At 66.8% G+C, this 15,157-nt stretch carries 17 protein-coding genes; 13 read left to right on the top strand and 4 right to left on the bottom strand.

The window, feature by feature from the left end:
* Window positions 1-29 precede the first annotated feature (29 nt).
* The 7 genes from hemQ (at window position 30) to E3O25_RS16355 (ending at window position 6,617) form a co-directional block, all read left to right on the top strand.
* Window positions 30-782 carry a hydrogen peroxide-dependent heme synthase gene (hemQ, locus tag E3O25_RS16385; RefSeq protein ID WP_092106703.1) on the top strand — a complete coding sequence of 251 codons (753 nt, stop codon included), beginning with the start codon at window positions 30-32 and terminating at the stop codon, window positions 780-782.
* Window positions 782-1,906 carry a ferrochelatase gene (locus tag E3O25_RS16380; protein WP_092106701.1) on the top strand — a complete coding sequence of 375 codons (1,125 nt, stop codon included), beginning with the start codon at window positions 782-784 and terminating at the stop codon, window positions 1,904-1,906. Before hemQ ends, E3O25_RS16380 begins: the two co-directional genes overlap by 1 nt.
* Window positions 1,903-2,856, top strand: coding sequence for a hydroxymethylbilane synthase (gene hemC, locus E3O25_RS16375; RefSeq protein ID WP_092106700.1), 954 nt, complete (start codon window positions 1,903-1,905; stop codon window positions 2,854-2,856). The genes E3O25_RS16380 and hemC overlap by 4 nt, the downstream gene beginning before the upstream one ends.
* Before the next feature lie 4 nt (window positions 2,857-2,860).
* The gene (locus E3O25_RS16370) at window positions 2,861-3,649 is read left to right on the top strand and encodes a uroporphyrinogen-III synthase (RefSeq protein ID WP_092106698.1); all 789 of its coding nucleotides are present in this window, start codon (window positions 2,861-2,863) and stop codon (window positions 3,647-3,649) included.
* Between the two features lie 57 nt (window positions 3,650-3,706).
* The gene (gene hemB, locus E3O25_RS16365) at window positions 3,707-4,690 is read left to right on the top strand and encodes a porphobilinogen synthase (protein ID WP_092106696.1); all 984 of its coding nucleotides are present in this window, start codon (window positions 3,707-3,709) and stop codon (window positions 4,688-4,690) included.
* Complete coding sequence (gene hemL, locus E3O25_RS16360; RefSeq protein WP_092106694.1) at window positions 4,687-6,075, top strand: glutamate-1-semialdehyde 2,1-aminomutase; 1,389 nt, start codon at window positions 4,687-4,689, stop codon at window positions 6,073-6,075. The genes hemB and hemL overlap by 4 nt, the downstream gene beginning before the upstream one ends.
* Window positions 6,076-6,224: 149 nt before the next feature.
* Window positions 6,225-6,617 carry a hypothetical protein gene (locus tag E3O25_RS16355; protein WP_134361644.1) on the top strand — a complete coding sequence of 131 codons (393 nt, stop codon included), beginning with the start codon at window positions 6,225-6,227 and terminating at the stop codon, window positions 6,615-6,617.
* Here E3O25_RS16355 and E3O25_RS16350 read toward each other — a convergent pair.
* From E3O25_RS16350 to E3O25_RS16340, 3 genes are read right to left on the bottom strand one after another with little or no spacing between them, the layout of a single operon-like run.
* Window positions 6,614-7,441: an ABC transporter permease gene (locus E3O25_RS16350; protein ID WP_092106690.1), complete on the bottom strand. Its 828-nt coding sequence runs from the start codon at window positions 7,439-7,441 to the stop codon at window positions 6,614-6,616. The two genes, E3O25_RS16355 and E3O25_RS16350, sit on opposite strands and share 4 nt — an antisense overlap.
* Before the next feature lie 2 nt (window positions 7,442-7,443).
* The gene (locus E3O25_RS16345) at window positions 7,444-8,346 is read right to left on the bottom strand and encodes an ATP-binding cassette domain-containing protein (protein ID WP_134361643.1); all 903 of its coding nucleotides are present in this window, start codon (window positions 8,344-8,346) and stop codon (window positions 7,444-7,446) included.
* 46 nt (window positions 8,347-8,392) lie between these two features.
* Complete coding sequence (locus E3O25_RS16340; RefSeq protein ID WP_134361642.1) at window positions 8,393-9,316, bottom strand: rhodanese-related sulfurtransferase; 924 nt, start codon at window positions 9,314-9,316, stop codon at window positions 8,393-8,395.
* A 165-nt stretch (window positions 9,317-9,481) separates the two neighbouring features.
* Between E3O25_RS16340 and E3O25_RS16335 the strand changes: the two genes are divergently transcribed.
* The 5 genes from E3O25_RS16335 (at window position 9,482) to E3O25_RS16315 (ending at window position 13,791) form a co-directional block, all read left to right on the top strand.
* A complete protein-coding gene (locus tag E3O25_RS16335) occupies window positions 9,482-10,468 on the top strand; it encodes an ABC transporter substrate-binding protein (protein ID WP_198411008.1) in 987 nt (328 codons plus the stop codon).
* Between the two features lie 104 nt (window positions 10,469-10,572).
* The gene (locus tag E3O25_RS16330; RefSeq protein ID WP_241983981.1) at window positions 10,573-11,283 is read left to right on the top strand and encodes an ABC transporter permease; all 711 of its coding nucleotides are present in this window, start codon (window positions 10,573-10,575) and stop codon (window positions 11,281-11,283) included.
* Window positions 11,280-12,032 carry an ABC transporter ATP-binding protein gene (locus tag E3O25_RS16325; RefSeq protein WP_092106680.1) on the top strand — a complete coding sequence of 251 codons (753 nt, stop codon included), beginning with the start codon at window positions 11,280-11,282 and terminating at the stop codon, window positions 12,030-12,032. Before E3O25_RS16330 ends, E3O25_RS16325 begins: the two co-directional genes overlap by 4 nt.
* Before the next feature lie 97 nt (window positions 12,033-12,129).
* Window positions 12,130-12,588, top strand: coding sequence for a YbhB/YbcL family Raf kinase inhibitor-like protein (locus tag E3O25_RS16320; protein ID WP_174721755.1), 459 nt, complete (start codon window positions 12,130-12,132; stop codon window positions 12,586-12,588).
* Window positions 12,589-12,681: 93 nt separating this feature from the next.
* The gene (locus E3O25_RS16315) at window positions 12,682-13,791 is read left to right on the top strand and encodes an alpha/beta hydrolase (RefSeq protein ID WP_241988629.1); all 1,110 of its coding nucleotides are present in this window, start codon (window positions 12,682-12,684) and stop codon (window positions 13,789-13,791) included.
* A 24-nt stretch (window positions 13,792-13,815) separates the two neighbouring features.
* Here E3O25_RS16315 and E3O25_RS16310 read toward each other — a convergent pair whose 3' ends face one another.
* Entirely contained in the window at window positions 13,816-14,454 is a 639-nt protein-coding gene (locus E3O25_RS16310) for a LysE family translocator (protein ID WP_134361640.1), read from the bottom strand.
* Between the two features lie 121 nt (window positions 14,455-14,575).
* On the opposite strand from E3O25_RS16310, the gene E3O25_RS16305 reads away from it, so the two are divergent.
* Entirely contained in the window at window positions 14,576-15,133 is a 558-nt protein-coding gene (locus tag E3O25_RS16305; RefSeq protein ID WP_092106674.1) for a thioesterase family protein, read from the top strand.
* Window positions 15,134-15,157: the final 24 nt, after the last annotated feature.

The raw sequence follows: 15,157 nt of genomic DNA, 5'->3' as shown, positions 1-15,157 counted from the left end.
CCGGGACCAATACGGAGCAGACTAGAGCCATGACTCACCCGGCTGCCGGAGAGGCAGTACCCAGCGTTCAGCCCACCACCCTCATCGATCCTGAAGTTCCCGCGGCTTCGCCGCAGGGCTTCACTCTTTTCACCGTTCTGCGAAAAGATCCGCACAACCCCGACGACCTCGACGGCCGCGATGTTCCGCACGCCGTGAACGAGCTCGACGACGTGCTCTCCCTCATCGAAGCCGAGGGCGTCACCGTGCGCGGTTTCTACGATGTTTCCGGCCTCAAGGCCGACGCGGACGTCATGATCTGGACCCACGCCGACAACGCAGAGACCCTGCAATGGGCTAACCGTGAGCTGCGCCGCAGCCGCCTTCTCAAGAGCCTGCTGCCCACCTGGAATGCCATGGGCGTGCACCGCGACGCCGAGTTCAACAAGAGCCACGTGCCCGCATTCCTGCGCGGAGTCGAGCCCAAGGCCTGGCTCACCATCTACCCCTTCGTGCGCAGCTTCGAGTGGTACCTGCTGCCCGACGAAGACCGCAGCCGCATGCTCGCCGACCACGGCCGCAAGGGCGCCGCCTACCGCGGAGCCCTCGCCAACACCGTCTCGGCCTTCGCCCTCGGCGACTACGAGTGGCTCCTGCCGATCGAGAGCGACGAACTCACCGAGCTCGTCGACCTGATGCGCGGCCTGCGCGACACCGAGGCCCGCCGCCACGTGCGCGAAGAGGTTCCGTTCTTCACCGGCCGCCGCATCTCCACCGCCGAGCTCGTCGAGGTTCTGCAGTAATGGCCCAGTACGACGCCGTGCTGCTGGCCGGTTTCGGCGGCCCGGAAGGCCAGGACGACGTGATCCCGTTCCTTCGGAACGTCACCGGCGGCCGCGGCATTCCCGAGGAACGCCTCGAGGTCGTCGCCAAGCACTACCGCCACTACGGCGGCATCAGCCCGATCAACGACCAGAACCGCGTGCTGAAGGCGGCCCTGCAGGTTGAACTGAGCCGTCGCGGCATCGACCTGCCCGTGATCTGGGGCAACCGCAACTGGGCGCCGTACCTGCGCGACACCATTTCCGAAGCCCACGAGGCCGGCCAAAACCGTCTGCTCGCGATCGCGACGAGTGCCTACAGCTCCTACAGCGGATGCCGCCAGTACCGCGAAGACTTCGCCGCGGCACTGTCCGACAAAAACCTGACCGGCACCGTGCACATCGACAAGATCCGCCAGTTCTTCGACCACCCCGGCTTCGTCGACCCGTTCATCACCGGTGTGACGCAGGGTCTGAAAGACGTCGCCCTGGCCGTCCCCGGCATCGATGTGGACACCGAGGTCGAGATTCTGTTCTCGACCCACTCGATCCCCATGACGGACGCCAACAAGAGCGGCCCGGCCGAACGCGGTTTCGGTGAGGGTGGTGCCTACGCGGCGCAGCACCGCGCCGTCGCCCAGGTCATCATGGATTCCCTCGTGGAACCCGGAGATGACGAGGCGAAACTCCGAACACAGTGGCAGCTCGTCTACCAGTCCCGCAGTGGCCCGCCCAGCATGCCGTGGCTCGAACCCGACATCAACGATGCGATCGCCCTGCTGCCGGCCCGCGGCATCCGTGCGGTGATCATCGTGCCGCTCGGCTTCGTCAGCGACCACATGGAAGTTCTCTGGGACCTCGACAACGAGGCGCTGGAGACCAGCGAGAAGTTCGGCATCACCGCCGTGCGGGTTCCGACGCCCGGAGTCTCACCCGACTTCGTGAGCGGCCTCGTCGATCTGATCGAGGAACGCCTGAACGACACCCCCGTCGAGGACCGCCCGGCCAAGACCGCGCTCGGCCCCTGGTACGACGTGTGCCGCCCCGGCTGCTGCGAAAACGTGCGGCTCGGCTTCAAGCCGGCCGTCGCGGGAATGGCACCGTGACCGTTATTCGCGTGGGCACCCGCGCAAGTGCCCTCGCGCTCGCGCAGACCCAGACCATCGTCAACCGCATCGCGGCCTCCGCCGGCGTCGAGGTCGAAATCGTGCGGGTCACCACGCACGGCGACACCTCGACCGAACCGCTCTCGAGCCTCGGCGGCACCGGAGTGTTCGCGAGCGCCCTGCGCGAAGCCCTGCTGAACGACGAGTGTGACGTCATCGTGCACTCCTTCAAGGACCTGCCGACCGAGGCCCACCCCGGCTTACGTATCGGTGCGACCCCCAAGCGAGCGGATGCCCGCGACGTGCTGTGTGCGCGCGCCGGCTACACCCTGGACACCCTGCCGGAGGGGGCCCGGGTCGGTACGGGCTCGCCCCGCCGGGTGGCCCAGCTGCTCGAGCGACGCCCCGACCTGACGATCGTGGACATTCGGGGCAACATCGACACCCGGGTGGGGCGGGTCGCCGAGGGCGACCTCGACGCCGTCGTGCTCGCCGCTGCCGGCCTCGGCCGCCTCGGCCGACTCGATGCCGTCGCCACCGACTTTCTCGACCTGTCGGCCTGGCCGACCGCGCCCGGCCAGGGAGCGCTCGCGATCGAGGTGCGTGACGGCAAGCCCGATCGCCTGCTCGGCGTGGCACTCGCCGCGATGAACCATGCCTCCACCCAGGCCACGACCACCGCCGAACGCACCGTGCTGGCCCGGCTCGAGGCCGGCTGCGCCGCACCGATCGGTGCAACAGCGGTCGTCGACGATGGTCTGCTCTTTCTCACCGCGACCGTGTACAGCCCGGATGGCTCCCGCAAGGTCACCAGTTCGCACGCGGCGACGCCCGATTCCCACTCCGCCCTCCATCTCACCGAAGCCGCGCTCGACGTCGCCGAACGTGTCTCCATAGATCTTCTGGCCGGTGGCGCGGCCGAGTTCGCTCCTCTGAAAGTGACTGAGTGACCACGTGACCAATCAACTGACCAAGCCGCTCGCCGGCTGGCGAGTTCTCGTTCCGCGCGGCGGACCCTGGGGCGACCAGGTGGCAGCCAACCTGCGGGCCAAAGGTGCGCATCCGATCGTCGCTCCCATGATCAATTTCGCCGCGACCGACGACGCCCCGGCCCTCAACGCGGCGCTCACCCGCCTCGCCGCCGGTGACTTCGACTGGATGACGATCACGAGTGCCACGACCGTCGACGTTCTGTCGTCGCACCGTGCGGTCGTCGCGCCCGGAACGCGCATTGCCGCGGTCGGTGAAACCACCGCAGCCGCACTCGTTGCGGCCGGCTACCACGTGGACATCGTTCCCTCGGAAGACAATTCAGCTCGCGGTCTGCTGGAGGAATGGGAGACCGCCACCGCCGGGGTCATCCCGCTGCGCGTGCTGACCCTGCGCAGTGAGATCGCCAAGCCGCTGCTCAGCGAGGGACTGCGCCGCGTCGGCCACGACGTGGAATCCGTCGTCGCCTACCGCACCATCGGTGTTCCGGTCAGCGACCAGGTCGTCGCCGACGTCAAAGCCGGCCTCGTGCACGCCGTGCTGGTCACCAGCGGCAGCGTCGCGCGTCAGGTGCGCGAACAGTTCGGCGACATTCCCGAACGCACCCTCGTGGCCTGCATCGGCCCGCAGACCGCCAAGGACGCCAGGGCACTTGGACTGCGCGTCGATGTTGTCGCCTCTGAACGCAGTGCCGAGTCTCTCATCGAGGCGCTCGTCGACGCCGCCCTCGCGGGAACCGCACCGGCACTGTAGCCGGGCAGGTAACGACGAGATAACGAAACGTCCAGCCGGGCGGCGTAGGGTACAGGGGTGACCAACCCTGTAATCCGCCCGCGACGACTGCGCACCAGCGGTGCTCTTCGTCGCCTGGCCAGCGAAATTCGTGTTCACCCGGCCGAGCTTGTGCTCCCCATATTCGTGCGCGAAGGCGATGAGCAGCGTCCGATCAGCTCGATGCCCGGCGTTGTGCAGCACAGCATCGACAGTGCACGTCGTGCCGTGGTGCAGGCGGCCGAAGCCGGCATCGGCGGCATCATGCTCTTCGGAGTGCCCTCCCGGCGCGACGCGACCGGGACCGGGGCGACCGACCCGAATGGCATACTCAACCTGGCCACCCGCGCCCTTGCCTCCGAGATCGGCGACGCGCTCGTCGTGCAGACCGACCTGTGCCTCGATGAATTCACCGATCACGGCCACTGCGGCGTACTCGCCACCGACGGCCACGTCGACAATGACGCGACCCTTGAGCGCTATCGCGACATGGCGCTGGCCCAGGCCTCGGCCGGTTCAGCACTGCTTGGCCTGTCCGGAATGATGGACGGCCAGGTCGCCGCCGTGCGTGAGACCCTCGACGCCAACGGTTTTGAGGACACCGCTGTACTCGCCTACTCGGCCAAGTACGCCTCGGCCTTCTACGGCCCGTTTCGTGAAGCCGTCGCCTCGACCCTGGTCGGCGACCGCCGCACCTACCAGCTCGACCCGGCCAACCGTCGCGAAGGCGTGCGCGAAGCTCAGCTCGACATCGACGAGGGCGCGGACATCGTCATGGTCAAGCCGGCCGGCAGCTACCTCGACGTGCTCGCCGAGGTAGCCGCCATGAGTAATATTCCGGTTTGGGCATATCAAGTTTCCGGCGAATACGCCATGATCGAGGCGGCTGCCGCACAGGGTTGGATCGACCGGCGTCGCGCGGTCGAAGAGTCGGTGCTGAGCATCCGACGCGCCGGCGCCGACGCCGTACTCACCTACTGGGCCGTTGAACTGGCCACCTGGCTCAAGGAGGAGCAAGCATGACCGACACGATCAGTGCAGAAGCGATGTCGACGCCGGGGGAGCACGCCGCCACCCACAATGGCGAACTGTTCGACCGCGCCCGCCGTGTGATTCCCGGGGGCGTCAACTCGCCGGTGCGAGCCTTCGGCTCGGTCGGTGGCACCCCGCTCTTTCTGGTGAAGGCTGCAGGAGCCTACGTCACTGACTCCGACGGCCGTGAATACGTTGACCTGGTTAACTCGTGGGGACCGGCCATTCTCGGGCACGCCCACCCCGAGGTCATCAAGGCCGTGCAGGACGCCGCCGCCCTCGGCTTGTCGTTCGGCGCGTCGACACCGGCCGAGACCGAACTGGCTGAACTCGTCGCCGAGCGGGTCGGCGCGGTGCAAAAGCTGCGCCTGGTGTCCACCGGCACCGAAGCGACCATGACGGCCATTCGTCTGGCCCGCGGTTTCACCGGTCGTGACCTGCTGATCAAGTTCGCCGGGCATTACCACGGCCACTCTGATGGTCTGCTCGCCCAGGCCGGCTCCGGCCTCGCGACGCTCGCGCTGCCCGGTTCGGCCGGCGTCACCGCCGCGACCGCCGCGCAGACGCTCGTGCTGCCGTACAACGACCTTGATGCCGTGCGGGCCGCCTTCGCAGCGCACCCCGGGCGCATTGCCGCCATCATCACCGAAGCGGCCGCCGCCAACATGGGCGTCGTCGCCCCGGACGCCGGCTTCAATGCGGCGCTGTCGTCGATCGCGCACGCGAACGGGGCGCTGCTCATCCTCGATGAGGTGCTCACCGGTTTTCGGGTGAGCCGCTCCGGCTTCTGGGGCCTCGAGACCAGCAGCCTCGAGTCGGCCGGCGAAGAGTTCTACACGCCCGACTTGCTCGCCTTCGGCAAGATCATCGGCGGTGGCCTGCCCGTCGCCGCTCTCGGCGGTCGAGCCGACGTAATGGACTTTCTCGCCCCGGCAGGCCCGGTCTACCAGGCCGGAACGCTGTCGGGCAACCCGGTCGCCGTCGCGGCCGGCATCGCGACCCTTAGCCTGCTCGACGAGAGCGTGTACGACCGGCTCAACGCGACCGCCACCATCCTCTCGGAGGCGGTCTCCGCCTCGCTCGCGGCCGAGGGCGTTGCCCACCGGGTGCAGCGCGCCGGCAACCTCTTTAGCTTCGTCTTCGGCGAAGAAGCGCAGGGTTCGGCCCCGCGCAACTACGCCGATGTGCAGCGTCAGGAGTCCTTTCGCTACGCACCGTTCTTCCACGCCATGCTCGACCACGGAGTGTCCCTGCCGCCGAGCGTGTTCGAGGCGTGGTTCGTCTCCGACGCGCATGACCAGAGCGCCATCGGGCGCATCTTCGAGGCGCTGCCGGCGGCGGCGAAGGCTGCGGCCGCTGCCACCCCGCCGGCGTGATCACGAGAGAACAGGGCTGACCCAGCGAGCGGATGAGCGTGGCCGACCGCGGTCATCCGCTCGCCTTGTTGAAATCCTGCGCTGGGGCGTCTCTGGTTTTGTTTGCGTAAGACAACGGGTTTTCGTCCCTGACCGGGCAGACTGAGACAATGGCTTCCCTGAGCGTGCATTCTGACCGGCTCGAGATCCACCTGACGCGCGCGGAAAGAACCCTCGCGCTGCGGCGGGAGTCGATCGTGGTGCAGCGGGACAACATTCGTTCGGTGATCATCACGGAAGATCCATGGATCTGGTTGCGTGGAATTCGTGCCCTCGGCTCGATCATTCCGCTCATCGTGGCGGCCGGAACCTGGAAGTTTCACGGCGGCAAGGACTTCGTCTCGATCAAGCGTCACCGTCCGGCCGTGGTGATCGACCTCGTCGACGAGGAATTCGCCCGTGTCATTCTCACGAGCCAGCACGCGACCGATCTGATCGACTCCCTCAAGCTGCCGGTCGAACCGGCTGCGGTCGAACAGACCCCGGCTGAACCGAGCAGCTAGGTGACGTCCTTCTTCCAGCTCACGACGTAGCCGATCACGGTTGCGACCAGGGCGTAGCCGAGCAGCACGAGGCCGCCCTGCCACCAGTCCAGCGGCGGGGTACCGGCAGGGCTCGCCATGGTGAAGACGCTCGCGCCGACCAGGGCATCACTCGCGGCGCCAGGAAGAAAGTTGCCGATCTTCGCGGTGACCTCGAGGAACGAGGCCGCCAGCCGCAGCAGCGGTTCAACGAACTGGGTGAAGGCCAGCACGATCACGATCGAGGCGACCTGGTTCGGCACGAGCACGCCGAGGCCAACGCCGATGGCCGCCCACAGGCCCATGGCGAGCAGGGTGCGAGCGATCAGCAGCCACGTCTGCGAGTCGAGCAGCAAAGCGTCGACTCCGAACGCGCTCAGCACCCCACCACCGATACCAACGGATGCCGCCAGCGCGACGACCCCGAAGCCCGCACCGATCAAAATAAGTGTCGCCGTTTTCGCGCCGAGCACCAGACCGCGGCGGGGTGTGGCCAGGAACGTCGGCGTCAGGGTCTGGTGACGAAATTCACCGGTCGTCGCGAGGGCGCCGAGCAACACCGGAAAAACATAGCCCACCGAGGAAGCGAAGCTGTAGATCAGCGGCGGGAGACTGCCGAAATCAGTGGGGCCGCCGCCGGTGTTCACGGCATCCGGACTGATCACGCCGGTTTGGATTCCGGCGAACAACGCCGCGAGGCCGCCGGCCAGCAGGCCAATGTAGCAAAACAGCACGATGACGAGGATCCACCACAGGCGGGTGGTGAAGATCTTGGCGAATTCGGCCGAAACAGACCGCAGAAACATTGTCATAGCGTGTGGCCTCCGCCGACGAGGGCGAGAAAGGAGTCTTCAAGGCCGGCCTTTTGCCTGTGCAGCACGCTCAGCTCGACTCCGGCGGCAAAGGCGATGTGACCGAGCACGGCCGGGTCGGGTGAGGCAGCGAGCAGGCCGGTGCGGCCGATCGAAAAGCTGATGCCGGCTGACGTGAGGGCTGCGGCGAGGTTCTCGCGGTCGGGAGAATCGACGATCGTCTGGGGCGCGGCATCCGTGTCGAGGCTGGAAAGTGGGCCGAGGTGCACGAGTTCGCCGCGGGCGATGATGACGACGTCGTCGACGCTCTGTGCCACCTCGGAGAGCAGGTGGGAGCTGACCAGCACGGTGCGTCCTTCGGCGGCCATGTCGCGCAGAAACCCGCGGATCCAGCGGATTCCCTCCGGGTCGAGTCCGTTGATCGGCTCGTCGAGCACGAGCACACCCGGGTCGCCGAGCAGGGCGTAGGCCAGGCCGAGGCGTTGGCGCATGCCGAGCGAGTAACCGCCGACCCGCTGGGCGGCGTGGGCGGCGAGGCCCACCTGGGTGAGCACCTCCATCACGCGGGTGCGCGGCAGTCCGGCAGCGATCGCATAGACACCGAGGTGGCTTCGGGCGGTGCGTCCCGGGTGAAAGCTCGCGGCTTCGAGGGCTGCGCCCACCGTGTTCAGCGGATGCGGCAGGTCACGGTACCGCACGCCGCCGAACGTAGCCGCGCCGCTGCTGGCTGCGACCAGTCCGAGCAGGATGCGCAGCGACGTGGTCTTTCCGGCACCGTTCGGACCGAGAAAGCCGGTGACCCGGCCGGGTTCCACCGTGAACGACAGGTCGTTGACGGCGGTGACCCCGCCAAAGCGTTTGCTGATGTTGGTGAATTCGATAACAGCGCCGGTAGGCATCCGACTCCCCTCTGTGTGCTTCCACCCTATGGCCCGGCGGGCCTTTTTAGGCTGCCGACCGGGGTTTATCTGCGTGGGCGTGCGCGGCGCAGGCCGGCGCCGCCAGCGCGACGCACTCGGGGCAGACCACGAGCTGCTCCCGGCACGACACCTGTCGGCAGTTGAGCATGTTCGTCGTCGGCGCCGCGCAGACCTGGCAGACACCGAGCACGGCAGCATCGGGAGCGAAGTCGAGCGACATCCGCTGGTCGAAGACGTAGAGCGAACCCGACCACAGGCCCTCGTTGCCAAAGGCCTCGCCGTAGCGCACGATGCCGCCGTCGAGCTGGTACACCTCACCGAAACCACGAGCCTTCATGAGACCGCTGAGCACCTCACAGCGGATGCCGCCGGTGCAGTAGGTCACCACCGGCCTGTTTTTGAGATGGTCGTATTTGCCGCTGTCGAGTTCCGCCACGAACTCGCGGGTGTTGGCCACGTCGGGCACGACCGCGTTTCGGAAACGGCCGATCTCGGCCTCGAATTTGTTGCGCCCGTCGAAGAAGACGACGTCGTCGCCTTGAGCGGCGACGAGCGCATTGAGCGCGGCCGGTGCCAGTTTGGTGCCGCCGCCGATGACTCCGGTTTCGTCGACGCGCAGCTCACCGGGGGCGCCGAAGCTCACGATCTCCTCGCGCACCTTGACCACGAGCCTCGGAAAATCGAGGCTGTGCCCGCTGGCGTCGAGGCCGGTGCCCTCGCTCCACTTGAAATCGATGTTTTTGAACGCCGGATAGTCGCGGGTTTTGCGCACGTACTTCTTGATGGCGGGCAGGTCGCCGCCGACCGTGCCGTTGAGGCCGTCGGCCGAGATGAGGATGCGCCCGCGCAAGCCGAGCCCCGCGCACAGGTCGCGCTGCCAGAGCCGGATGGCCTCCGGGTCAGCCAACGGCGTGAAGATGTAATAGAGCAGAATCTTCGGAATGGCCATGGGTCCATTTTACGAGGGCACCCGCTGTCCGGGAGCACGCGTTGTCGGGTTTGCGCTGGCCGGGCACGCGTTGGCTGGGGGCGCAGCGGAGGCCCCACACTTCGCTAGGGTCGTAAACAGTGGCATCCGTTCGGAAGTTACACGCAATCCGGAAATGGACTCCCCATGGGACGCACTCGAATGGTGGCCGCGCTCGCCGCCGCCGCCATCACCCTGCTTGCCGGTTGCGCCGGCACACCCGCCGCCACGCCCGCCGCCGATGGAACGCAAATCGTGCGCATGGCGACGATGCCGTGGATCGGCTACGGCCCGTGGTACATCGCCGAGACCGATGGCATCTTCGCCGACGCCGGACTCTCGGTCGAGCAGACCGAGTTCGAGGGGGACGCCGAGGTCAACGCCGCGTTCATCTCCGGCAACGTCGACGTGGCCAACGTCGCCACCCACACGGCCATGCTCATGCAGCAGGCCGGTGTGCCGATCAAGATCGTGCTGATCGAGGACGTCAGCACGACCGCCGACGCGATCATCGCGCCCGCCGGCTTCGAGTCGATCGCCGACCTCGCCGGAAAGAAGGTCGCCTACGAGCAGGGCACGACCTCTGATCTGCTGCTCAACTACGCCCTCGACGACGCGGGCATTACCCTCGATGACATTGTGGCCGTGCCGATGAACGCGGCCGACGCCGGCGTGGCCCTGATCGGCGGCAAAGTTGACGCCGCCGTCACGTACGAGCCGTACATTCAGACAGCCCTCGCCGAAGACGCCGACCTCGGCGTGCTGTTCAGCGCCGATAAACTCCCCGGCCTGATCAGCGACGTGCTCGTGGTCAGCGACGACTTCATCGCCGAACACCCCGACACCATCCAGGCGCTCGTCTCCTCCTGGGGCCTCGCCCTCGATTCGTACAACGCTGACCAGCCCGCCGGCCGGGCGATTATCGCCGATGCGGTGGGAGAAGACGCGGCGGCGCTCTCCTCGGCTTTTGACGGCGTCATTTTCTATGACGGCGCGCAGAACGCCAATGAACTCGGTGGCAGTTTTCTCAATGAAGCCATGCCGCTCGTTCGGAAGGCCGCTCAGTCCGCCGGCATCCTCACCGGTGACGTCGACCTGAGCGCGCTGGTCGACCCGCAGTTCGTGGCGAACTGATCAGCGTTCTCGCGGGGCGGCCGACGCGGCGCCGGCGTCACCTCGGCCAGAGAATCAGCCGGCGGCAGTACCTGCTGATCTCCGTCAGTACCTTTGCCGGGTTCGTGGTGTTGTGGTCGCTCGCGACCCTGACCGGACTGGTGTCGCCGCTGTTCCTGCCCTCGCCGGTCGCGGTCGGGGAGCGGTTCGTCACGCAGCTGCAGAACGGTGAACTGCCCACGGATGCCTCGGCGAGCGTGTACCGCATCGCCGCCGGATTTCTGCTGGCCACCGTCATGGCCGTGCCGATCGGCATCCTGATCGGCACTTCGGCCCGCGTCGAGGCCGCCCTCGAACCGCTCATCGACTTCGTGCGCTACATGCCGGTGGTGGCGTTCGTGCCGCTGACTATTCTGTGGGCCGGCATCGACGACGGCCAGAAATTTCTGATCATCTGGATGGGTACCTTTTTTCAGCAGGTGCTGCTGATAGCGGATGCCGTGCGCCAGACCCCCCGCGGCCTCATCGATCTCGGCGAGACCCTGGGCCTGAATAATCGACAGATTCTGACCCGCATCGTCTTACGTTCCTCGGCCCCGCGCATCTGGGACGCCCTGCGCATCACCCTCGGCTGGGCCTGGACCTGGCTGGTGGTGGCCGAACTGGTTGCCGCTTCGAGCGGACTCGGGTATCGCATCACGCTGGGGCAGCGCTACTTTCAAACCGACACGATCATCACCTATGTGCTCATTCTCGGAGTGCTCGGCCTGGTCACCGACCAGATCATGCGCGCGTGGGGGCGACGCATGTTCCGTTACGAGAGGAGCAGCCGATGACCCCCAAGGTGTCGATTCGAGACCTCAGCAAGAGCTTCGGCGACGTGCACGCCCTCGACCGGGTCTCCCTCGACCTCCACGCGAACGAGTTCGTCTCTGTGGTCGGTACCTCGGGCTGTGGCAAGAGCACCCTGCTCTCGATCATCGCCGGTCTGACCGAGCAGGACTCCGGTTCGGTCACCGTTGACGGCGTGCCGGTTACCGGCCCGGGCCGCGACCGCGGCGTGGTCTTTCAGGGCTTTACCCTGCTGCCCTGGCTGACCGCGCAGCAGAACGTGCAGTTCGCCCTGCAGGACGAACCGTTGAGCCGGGCGGAACGAGCCAGCACGGCGCAGCAGTTTCTGGCCCTGGTCGGCTTGGCCGGGTTCGAGAATGCGTTCCCGCGTGAACTGTCCGGCGGCATGCAGCAACGCGTGGCGATCGCTCGTTCGCTCAGCTACAAGCCGCAGATTCTCTTGATGGATGAACCGTTCGGCGCGCTCGATGCCCTCACCCGGCGCGAGATGCAAACCCTGCTCACCCGGGTCTGGGAACAACACAAGCTCACCGTGCTCATGATCACCCACGACATCGAGGAGGCCATCATCACCTCCGACCGGGTGCTCGTTATGAGCCGTCGCCCCGGCCGAATCCGCGCCGATCTCACGGTGCCGCTGGCCCGGCCTCGCCTGGCCGCGATGAGCTCCGAGCCCGAGTTTCGCCAGCTGTACAGCAGCATCCTCGAGCTCGTGCACGAACCCGCGGCGTAGGCTGTCAGTCCCACTCGCGCAATCAGGAGGCCCCGTGACCATCGACCCGCTCGCCCGCTTCGGCGAAGTGCCCCAGTTCTCACTCACGAGCACGGACATGACCGACGGCGGCCCGCTGCGCCCGGCCCAGTACGGCACCGATGCCGGGGGAGCGGATGTCTCCCCGCAGCTGTCCTGGTCGGGTTTCCCCGCCGAGACCCAAAGTTTCGCCCTCACCGTGTACGACCCCGACGCTCCGACCGGCTCCGGATTCTGGCACTGGGCCGTGGCGAACCTGCCGGTGGGGGTGACCAGCCTGCCGGCCGGCGGTACCCTGCCGGCTGGCGCGCTCGTGCTGCCGAACGAAACGCGCCTCACGTCGTTCGCCGGTGCCGGGCTGCCGCCCGGAACCGGCACGCACCGCTACCAGTTCATCGTGTTCGCCGTCGATGTGCCGTCGCTTGACCTCGACCCGCAATCCACTCCGGGTGTTCTCGGCTTCAACCTGCACTTTCACACGCTCGCGCGTGCGGTGCTGGAGGCGACCGGGGTCGCGGGCGGGGCATCCGCTGCCTGATTGCGTGGTCTGACACCCATCTGAAACTTGGAATTACCCCCAAATGGGGTACTTTCCAGCGGGGATTCGGGGAAACCGACTTAACCTCAGTCAGTGAGTCACGCCAGCACCGCGTTCGGCACCGTTCGTCCCACCCCCACCTCCTCGCACCGTTCCGCGTCAACGGGGAGGGCCGCCACAACGGCCAGGGCCTGGCTGCACGACATCCGGTTGCACGCCGACGGAGTGACCGTTGACCGGTCGGCGCACCGGGAAACGGGTATCCGCCGGCTGCCCGTCTGGGCGTGGCGCGCGCTGATGCTGCGCCGGGAGACCCCGGTGCACAAATTCAACCTGAATCCGATCGATTCGGTCGAGTACGATCTCGATCTCGATTACGTCGGCGATGGCGAGAAAATCCATCGACTCGACGTGTTGTCGCCCAAACGCGAAGGCAGCGCGCAGCCACTCCCCGTCTACGTGTACTTTCATGGCGGCGGCTGGACCTCGGGCGACAAGGACCCGCTCACTAAGTACTGCGCGACTCAGGCCGCTGAGGGCATGATCGTGGTCAACGCGAACTACCGCATGGCCACACGGTTCCAACTGAAGCACATGATGCAGGACGGTAACGCGGTGCTCGACTGGGTCGCCCGCAATATCGCCGCCTACGGGGGAGACCCGACCCGGATCGTGCTCGGCGGTGACTCGGCCGGTGGCCACATTGCGGCGCTGCTCACGGCTGCAGCCTACGCTCCGGAGCTCGCCGAGCACTACGGCATTCGCCCGCCGGTCGCCGCTCGTAACCTGCGCGGCCTAGTGCAGCACTGCAGCATCGCCGACTTCTCGGTATTGTTCGACCGCGGCTTCGTTTTGAGCCTCAACTTCGTGCGGATGCTGCTGCCCGAGCGCGGCCGCGGACAGCACCTGCGCTCGGCGGCGCGGTTCATGTCCCCGATCGAGTGGCTCGACCGGGGATTTCCGCCGGTGTATGTCACGACCTCAGAGCGGGACTACTTCTACCGCGCCAACCTCAACTTCATCGAGGCGCTGCGGGCACGCAAGATTCGGGTTGACACCCTCATTTACGGCCGGCGCAGCGTCAACACCAAGCACACCTGGCAGCAGGACGACACGCATCCGGAATCGCAGGAGGTCTACCGCCACCTGGGCGCCTTCGTGCGTGCCGTCGCGCCGCGGGCGGTAGCTGCCGCCTCGGTGTGAATCGGTCGGTTGTGAATGGGGCGGTCAGGACCGCGCGCCGGTCGCGGCGAGCACCCCGCCGAGGCCGATCATCATGACGCCGCCGGCCGACGACAGGTTCTCGATGCGCTTCGGCGACTGGGCGAACCAGGCCCGGGCGGTGCCGGCCGCGAGGGCCCAGGTGCTGTCGCCGAGCAGGGCGAGCACCACGAACACCAGCCCGAGCACCGCGAGCTGCAGCGGCACATCCCCGGCCCGGTAGTTCACGAACTGCGGCAGCACCGCAATGAAGAACACGAGCGATTTGGGGTTGCTCAGCCCCACGACGAATCCCTCGAGCACGAGCCGCCACTTGGTCTTGCCGGCCACGCGGGCCTCGCTCAGCTGGGCGGCCGTGCGCCGTGAGCGGATCGCCTGTACCCCCAGATAGATGATGTAGGCCGCGCCGACGAACTTCACGATCGTGAACAGCAGCACCGACTGGGTCACGATGGCACCGAGCCCGAGCGAAACCGCGAGGATCACCGGAATCAGCCCGAGGGCATTGCCGAGCACGCTGAGAAACCCGCCTAGCCGGCCGAGGGCGAGCGATCGCCCGATCACGAACAGCACGGTCGGACCGGGAATGACGATGAGCGCGATCGATGCGAGTGCGAACGTCAGCAGGGTGGGCAGGGAAACCATTCTTGAATGGTAGACCTGTGGCACATCGTGCACGTGCGTCCCGCTCAGGCAGCGGATGCTGGCGCTCACCCACAACCGATGCCGCCGCGCGAGTCGACTTCGTTAGCATCGGGGTGTGCATATGATCTTTCGAACCCTCCTCCACGCCCTGCTCTCGAAGTTCGGGCCGCGCCTCGGTCATTTCGACGTGGTGCGCACCAATTTCGTGACGATGCCCACCGACCTGGACATCCTGCGGCACATGAACAACGGCGTCTACCTGTCGATCATGGACGTGGCTCGTTTTGACATGCTGCACCGCACCGGCGTCTGGGCCATCTTCCAGCAGCGCGGCTGGTATCCCGTGGTGGTCTCCGAGACCATCAGCTTTCGCAAGTCGCTCACGCTTGGCCAGAAGTTCACGGTGGAGTCGCGCATCCTCGGTTTCGACGAGAAGGCCGTTTATGTCGAGCAACGCTTCGTGCGACCGGATGCCGAAGGTGTGTTGGAAATCTATTCTCACGGCTACATCCGCGGCCGCTTTCTCAAGCGCACCGGCGGCGTCGTGACAATCGACGAGCTGCTCGAGGCGATCGGTGTCGCCCCCGACGGCGTGAGTGTTCCCGAGTGGCTGCTCGAGTGGAGTCGCAATGCCGCTGCCCCCGCCACGCGAGCTCCCGCGCCCAGCATTTGGCACTAACCTCTGCTGATTGGGAAGCGCTCA

Origin of the sequence: Cryobacterium sp. TMT1-3 (assembly GCF_004402315.1) — a bacterium.
In the GTDB taxonomy this organism is placed as follows: domain Bacteria; phylum Actinomycetota; class Actinomycetes; order Actinomycetales; family Microbacteriaceae; genus Cryobacterium; species Cryobacterium luteum.
This window is presented reverse-complemented; position numbering and strand designations above follow the sequence as displayed.

Excerpts from the sequence above, each read along its gene's own strand:
- hemQ (WP_092106703.1), top strand. The coding sequence starts at position 30 with ATGACTCACCCGGCTGCCGGAGAGGCAGTACCCAGCGTTCAGCCCACC.
- E3O25_RS16380 (WP_092106701.1), top strand. The coding sequence starts at position 782 with ATGGCCCAGTACGACGCCGTGCTGCTGGCCGGTTTCGGCGGCCCGGAA.
- hemL (WP_092106694.1), top strand. The coding sequence starts at position 4,687 with ATGACCGACACGATCAGTGCAGAAGCGATGTCGACGCCGGGGGAGCAC.
- E3O25_RS16355 (WP_134361644.1), top strand. The coding sequence starts at position 6,225 with ATGGCTTCCCTGAGCGTGCATTCTGACCGGCTCGAGATCCACCTGACG.
- E3O25_RS16350 (WP_092106690.1), bottom strand. The coding sequence starts at position 7,441 with ATGTTTCTGCGGTCTGTTTCGGCCGAATTCGCCAAGATCTTCACCACC.
- E3O25_RS16345 (WP_134361643.1), bottom strand. The coding sequence starts at position 8,346 with ATGCCTACCGGCGCTGTTATCGAATTCACCAACATCAGCAAACGCTTT.
- E3O25_RS16340 (WP_134361642.1), bottom strand. The coding sequence starts at position 9,316 with ATGGCCATTCCGAAGATTCTGCTCTATTACATCTTCACGCCGTTGGCT.
- E3O25_RS16335 (WP_198411008.1), top strand. The coding sequence starts at position 9,482 with ATGGGACGCACTCGAATGGTGGCCGCGCTCGCCGCCGCCGCCATCACC.
- E3O25_RS16325 (WP_092106680.1), top strand. The coding sequence starts at position 11,280 with ATGACCCCCAAGGTGTCGATTCGAGACCTCAGCAAGAGCTTCGGCGAC.
- E3O25_RS16320 (WP_174721755.1), top strand. The coding sequence starts at position 12,130 with ATGACCGACGGCGGCCCGCTGCGCCCGGCCCAGTACGGCACCGATGCC.
- E3O25_RS16310 (WP_134361640.1), bottom strand. The coding sequence starts at position 14,454 with ATGGTTTCCCTGCCCACCCTGCTGACGTTCGCACTCGCATCGATCGCG.
- E3O25_RS16305 (WP_092106674.1), top strand. The coding sequence starts at position 14,576 with ATGATCTTTCGAACCCTCCTCCACGCCCTGCTCTCGAAGTTCGGGCCG.